Annotated in this window: 6 protein-coding genes; 2 read left to right on the forward strand and 4 right to left on the reverse strand. The window is 61.5% G+C overall.

The genetic code is table 11. The features are described 5' to 3' along the window. Positions 1-77: 77 nt before the first annotated feature. Positions 78-410 carry a hypothetical protein gene (locus tag ACE026_RS07090; RefSeq protein WP_486038517.1) on the reverse strand — a complete coding sequence of 111 codons (333 nt, stop codon included), beginning with the start codon at positions 408-410 and terminating at the stop codon, positions 78-80. A gap of 907 nt (positions 411-1,317) precedes the next feature. Further along, positions 1,318-2,247: a DUF6624 domain-containing protein gene (locus ACE026_RS07095; protein ID WP_486038518.1), complete on the reverse strand. Its 930-nt coding sequence runs from the start codon at positions 2,245-2,247 to the stop codon at positions 1,318-1,320. Positions 2,248-2,410: 163 nt separating this feature from the next. Here ACE026_RS07095 and ACE026_RS07100 point away from each other — a divergent pair, with 163 nt between their 5' ends. Beyond that, entirely contained in the window at positions 2,411-3,328 is a 918-nt protein-coding gene (locus ACE026_RS07100; RefSeq protein ID WP_486038519.1) for an NAD(P)/FAD-dependent oxidoreductase, read from the forward strand. Positions 3,329-3,389: 61 nt separating this feature from the next. Further along, a complete protein-coding gene (locus ACE026_RS07105; RefSeq protein ID WP_486038520.1) occupies positions 3,390-4,076 on the forward strand; it encodes a class I SAM-dependent methyltransferase in 687 nt (228 codons plus the stop codon). A gap of 51 nt (positions 4,077-4,127) precedes the next feature. On the opposite strand, the gene ACE026_RS07110 is transcribed toward ACE026_RS07105, so the two are convergent. Continuing rightward, positions 4,128-4,298 (reverse strand): CsbD family protein, encoded by a 171-nt coding sequence (locus ACE026_RS07110; protein ID WP_019184192.1) that lies wholly within the window; start codon positions 4,296-4,298, stop codon positions 4,128-4,130. 146 nt (positions 4,299-4,444) lie between these two features. Then, a partial coding sequence (locus tag ACE026_RS07115) for an SOS response-associated peptidase (protein ID WP_486038521.1) occupies positions 4,445-5,102 on the reverse strand: 658 nt, incomplete at its 5' end.

Here is a 5,102-nt window from a genome sequence, read left to right on the forward strand (position 1 = left end):
AATTGATGACTTCTCCCCGCGGCAATGGTCAGTCGTTTCATTTTGCAACAACTTGCTTCTTCCGCCTCCCTCCAGCTTCAAACAACACCGCTTGATCTCTCTATTTGGTCAGAAGTCATATTTCTTGCAATCGAAGCAAGATCAAGCGCGGCTATGAATATCTTTTCTGCCATCTTCTCATTGTTAAGGTGTTGGCGATGTCTGTCGCTATATATAATAAGGCTTGACTGCATGTCAATTAGTACATTTGCAATTCGCATAGGTAGTGTCGTTTGTCCTTTGTATGCCTTGCACAAGTCTTCCATTTTCGCCAGTGCGGCATGTATTTCTTCATCACTAATTCCAACATTGGTTTCTGAATTGAGTATGAGGGAGACTATCGTATCTTCCCAGTCAGCATCTAATTTCATATTGGCTGCTTTATGGTTCCAATGGCGGAGGGTGGTGCGTGATCTATGATCAGTATTTCTTGAGATGCGAGCGCGTGACGTGTGGTGGCATCAACGTGCCCGACGCCAGTCGGTCCAAGGGACTCGAGGCAGCATCTCTCACAACTATCCTTTCTTGCCCGGCGGGCAAATTGTGTAAAAGGCATCGAAGCGGCAGGCGTTTCTTTCTTTTGAGCAGTAAAGAAAATTTCGTCAGCGCCGTCGTTGGCATACTCTAGGCCAAGTGCCACTAGATTTGATTGAAGTTCAGACAGTTATTCTTCAAAAGCTGCATTCATAAGTTAATCTCAATTCACCGTGGTTGTTGCGGGTATTTTCCATTGGTCAATGGAATCAAGCCTTTAGGGCTTGATGGTTATGTCCAGGTCGTCAGGTCGTATTGCTGCGGTGCATTTGTATCGGAAGTCGGCCGGCGGCGATTCAATGGAATTGAAGGTGCATTCTCCCACACGGTAAGCCTTGTCTATTCTGCGGCGTGTCGTAATTGCCCCTTGGTGATGTTGAATGACTCCAATGCTTCAGCATTTTGTGTGGTCGTGGGGGATTCTCCGCAATGAAAGTTGTGTCGGTATAGCCCTGCGAGGGCATAGAGCCACAGCCTCATTGCTGTTCGACAGATCCGCCATGGGCACAGTACAGCCGTCACGCTTCGCCCGATCGAGCCTGAAGATGTTGGAGAGTCGTGTTTCATTATCAGTGCGACAACCAATGTGGGTTCCAGCGCTGAACAGATGTTTTTGCTGGAAGGATGCCGCAGCCCTGCATTGGCGCTATCTGGGCAGCCTGCATCGCTTTACCGGCGGATCGGCGCCGTCCAGTCTTCCGTGTGAGTCAGCGTCCCGCGTGCCGGCGATAAACGCAGCGCAGCCTATCTGACCGCCTTGCCATACATCTCCGACAGCATCGCCTTGTACGCCGCCAACGGCTGCAAGCCCACCGCACGCCGCCGCGCGTCCAGCGTTTCCATATCCTCGGTGGGCCGCAGTTCCATCGCGCCATCGGCAGCATCCCCGAACTGCGTTCCGTAACGCTGCGGCTTCCCTTGCGCCAGCAACACGCGATCTGTAAGCAGCGCCACGTCAGCGGCATCGACATCGCCGGCTTCAGCGGCTTTCTGCATCAAGGCCAATGCCTGCGCCTGGAACGCCGGGTCATGATCGGCATGCTGCACGATCACCCATGCGGCCTTGGCCCCATCGCGGTCGACCCGCGCGATACCCGGCCAGCCCTTCTCGGCGATGATGCCCTTCAGCCAGGTCGCATTGGTTTCCTTCACCGGCGCGGTCTGCCCCCATGCATCTCCGCCGCCTGCCGCGATGGCGGCATGTTGTGCCGCCTGATCCTTTGCCTCACGCGCCAACAGCTCACGGCGCAGGGGCGCATCGCGCAGTGTCTCGCGCTTCTTCTCTTCGGCGGTCACGCGCTGCAGCACTGCCGGCCACGCCGGATCGGCACGCAGTGCGTCCAGCCCGGGCCGTTGTTTCGTGCGCAGGTCGCCCAGCGGCAGGCGACCGCTCGCGAGCAGGGCATCAACGTATGCAAATGCCTCAGCATGATCGCCCGCAGCGGCTGTGCATTCGATCAACAGGAGTTCGCCGCCGTCGGGGAAGGGGATGCCCTGCCTGTAGAGCTCACCCAAGGTGGTGCTGCAGGCGGCGTAGTCCTCGTTGCCATAGTGATCCAGCGCGGAGAAGAAGCTGGGCGGCTCAGCGGCGGTTGCCGCGGCGGCTGCGAACAGGGCGACAGTCAGGGTCGCTGCCCGGGTCGCCGGGTAGGAGCGCATCAACCTTGAACGCATCGCAGTTCTTCCATGAAGGGCGTACAGGAAACGTAGCCGCTACCTGCCAGGGAATTCAAGCCCTCATCCCGCCGCCAGGGGCATGCGCGTCCAATCCTGCTGCCTCACAGGATGTAGCCGATGGGCGGGCGCATGATGCTCTCAGCCCAGCCTTGGAAGCCCCATGTCCACTCCCGCGCCCGAGAACGAAACGTACGACGTGATCATCATCGGCGGCAGCTACGCCGGCATGTCCGCAGCGCTGCAGCTGGTCCGTGCCCGGCGCAACGTGCTGATCATCGACGGGGGAAGGCCGCGCAACCGCAATGCCCGCGTCGCCCATGGTTTTCTTGGCAGGGAAGGCCTTCCGCCGGCGGACATCGCCTCGCAGGCGCGTGACGAGCTGCTGCGCTATCCCACCCTGACCTGGCTCACCGGTACGGCGGTGGCGGCGCAGCCGATCGATGACGGCAGACGCTTCCGGATCCAGGTTGAAGCGGGCCACACGTTTCTGGCGGGTCGAGTGATCCTGGCCCACGGGGTAACCGACGAGCTGCCCGATATCCAGGGCATCGGCGAGCGCTGGGGCCGAAGCGTTTTTCATTGCCCGTACTGCCATGGCTACGAGGTGTTTGAAGGGCGCATCGGGGTGATTGGCTGCGCGAAGGATGGCGGTGCGGCCCAGGCGCTGCTGCTGTGCGATTGGGGGCAGATCACGCTGTTCTGCAGCGAGACATCCGCCAGGATCGATACGGAGCAGCGCGCACGGCTGGAGGCGTGCGGCGTGGTGATCGAGTCGACCCAGGTGCAGTGCGTGGAAGACACCGCCACGGTGGTGCTCGCCGATGGGCGACGTGTGGCGGTGGATGCGCTGTTCATCTCGCCGCATTCGCGTTTGTCCAGTGATCTGGCCGAGCAATTGGGCTGTGAGCTGAAGGATGGCGGCTGCATCACCACCGATTCGGCCAAGCAGACTACGGTGCCGGGTGTCTTCGCCTGCGGCGACGCGGCCCGGATGGCGGGCAGCATCGCGCTGGCAGTGGGCGAGGGCGCGCTGGCGGGGGTGGCGGTGCACCACGCATTGATGGGGTTGCTGGAGTGATGCGATCTTTAATGTAACTAATAATGTTACATTAAGGGCCGTTGTGAACAAGGTGGCCTGCATGTCCTTCTCCGATCCCGATGCCGTCGCCCAGTACACAGACAACCTGGTCCGTCAGGTACCCGGCGTCCAGGCGTTGCATCAGATGACCCACGTCCTGCTGGCCGAACATGTGCCTGCCCAGGGACGCGTATTGGTCCTCGGGGCGGGCGGTGGCATGGAGCTGAAGGCTTTTGCAGAGGCGAGTCCTGCCTGGCACTTCACCGGCGTGGATCCTTCCGCCGAGATGCTGGGGCTGGCCAAGCGCGTGCTCGGGGATGCGCTGTCCGCCCGGGTGGAACTCATCGAAGGCTATATCGACAGTGCGCCCGTTACCGCATTCGATGGCGCCACCTGCTTGCTGACGCTGCATTTTCTCTCGGCCGAAGAGCGCCTGCGTACGCTGCGTGCACTACGGCGTCGGCTCGCGCCTGGTGCACCGTTGATCATCGCGCACCACAGCGTGCCGGGCGATCCGGTAGAGAAACGCCGGTGGTTCCAGCGCTGGGCGGCGTTCGTGACAGCGCGTGGACTGGGCGGCGAGGCGGCCGCTGTACGGGCCGATACGATCGCCAGCCGACTGCCCACCTTGTCGCCGGAGGAAGAAGTCGCGCTGCTGGTCGAGGCAGGATTCGAGCGGCCGAGTCTGTTCTACGCCGCGCTTTCGTTCAGAGGTTGGGTGGCGTACGCCGGCGATGCACACGGCTAGCCTCCCACGGCTCTCTGCCCGATGCGGGTCAGAGAGCGGTGGGGTCAAGACTCAGCGGCGAGCGTCGTCGCGTGCCTTGCCCACGTCGCTTTGGACTTCGCCAACACCCTTCTGGATCTTGCCTTCCACTTCCTTCGTCTTGTCGCCGGTGACCTTGCCCACGACTTCCTTTACGGTGCCCTTGACCTGGTTCTTGGCGCCTTCAGTGCGATTCTTGTCCATGGTTGACTCCACAATGGGTTAGAGAGAAGCCCGTGTTGCTGGGCATCTCCACCCTGACGGGAGCGCGGTGGCGCGAAGGTGAAATTCGCCGTTCGCGCGGAATCTGTTCAAGCGCCGGAAAGGTTGATGCTCACGTGCGCTGCACGTCACTCCTCCGCGTCGCGATCATCCCATCCATCGCCATCCCATTGCTGCGGTTCGGCGAGAGCGGCGGCGGTATCCGGATCGACAGGCTCCAACAGGGTGTAATCGTCTCGCGAGGGATCACGAAACGCGCGGCTGACCGGATAGGCCTCCAGTGCCGGCGTGCAGGCCCGGGCGCTCAACGCCGAGGGCGTTTTGAAGGCGCCACTCAACCAGTCCAGTGCGGTGGCCGGCGCGATGAAGATCGGCCCGTCCGGTGTGAGTGGGGAAGGAATCGCGCTGTTGGGGCCGGTCAATACGGTGAAGCTGTCCAGCTGCAGGCCGTCGTCGCTTTCCCAGTGTTCCCACAGGCCCGCTGCGAGCAGGGCAAGGCCGTCCTTGCGCTGCACGAACAGCGGCCACGGTGGTCGGCGCGCCCGATCCCATTTGTAATAGCCGGTCATGGGCAGCACGCAGGGGCGCTGCGCCCACGCCTGCGCGTAGATTCTGCTTCGCGGCGCGCGATCAAGGCGCGCGGTCACCGTGGTATACGGCGTGGCCGGCTCCTTGGACCAGCGCGGCACCAAGCCCCACACCATGTCGGCTACGGCGATGGAGCCGTCATGGTCGCGTGCGAGCACCGTGGCCACGCCACCCTTGGCGATGTTGTAGTGGTCCGGG

Source organism: Stenotrophomonas sp. AGC87 (assembly GCF_057333975.1).

What these genes read in the sequence shown, in the direction of transcription:
- ACE026_RS07100 (WP_486038519.1), top strand. Translation starts at nt 2,411, where the DNA reads ATGTCCACTCCCGCGCCCGAGAACGAAACGTACGACGTGATCATCATC.
- ACE026_RS07105 (WP_486038520.1), top strand. Translation starts at nt 3,390, where the DNA reads ATGTCCTTCTCCGATCCCGATGCCGTCGCCCAGTACACAGACAACCTG.
- ACE026_RS07095 (WP_486038518.1), bottom strand. Translation starts at nt 2,247, where the DNA reads ATGCGTTCAAGGTTGATGCGCTCCTACCCGGCGACCCGGGCAGCGACC.
- ACE026_RS07110 (WP_019184192.1), bottom strand. Translation starts at nt 4,298, where the DNA reads ATGGACAAGAATCGCACTGAAGGCGCCAAGAACCAGGTCAAGGGCACC.
- ACE026_RS07090 (WP_486038517.1), bottom strand. Translation starts at nt 410, where the DNA reads ATGAAATTAGATGCTGACTGGGAAGATACGATAGTCTCCCTCATACTC.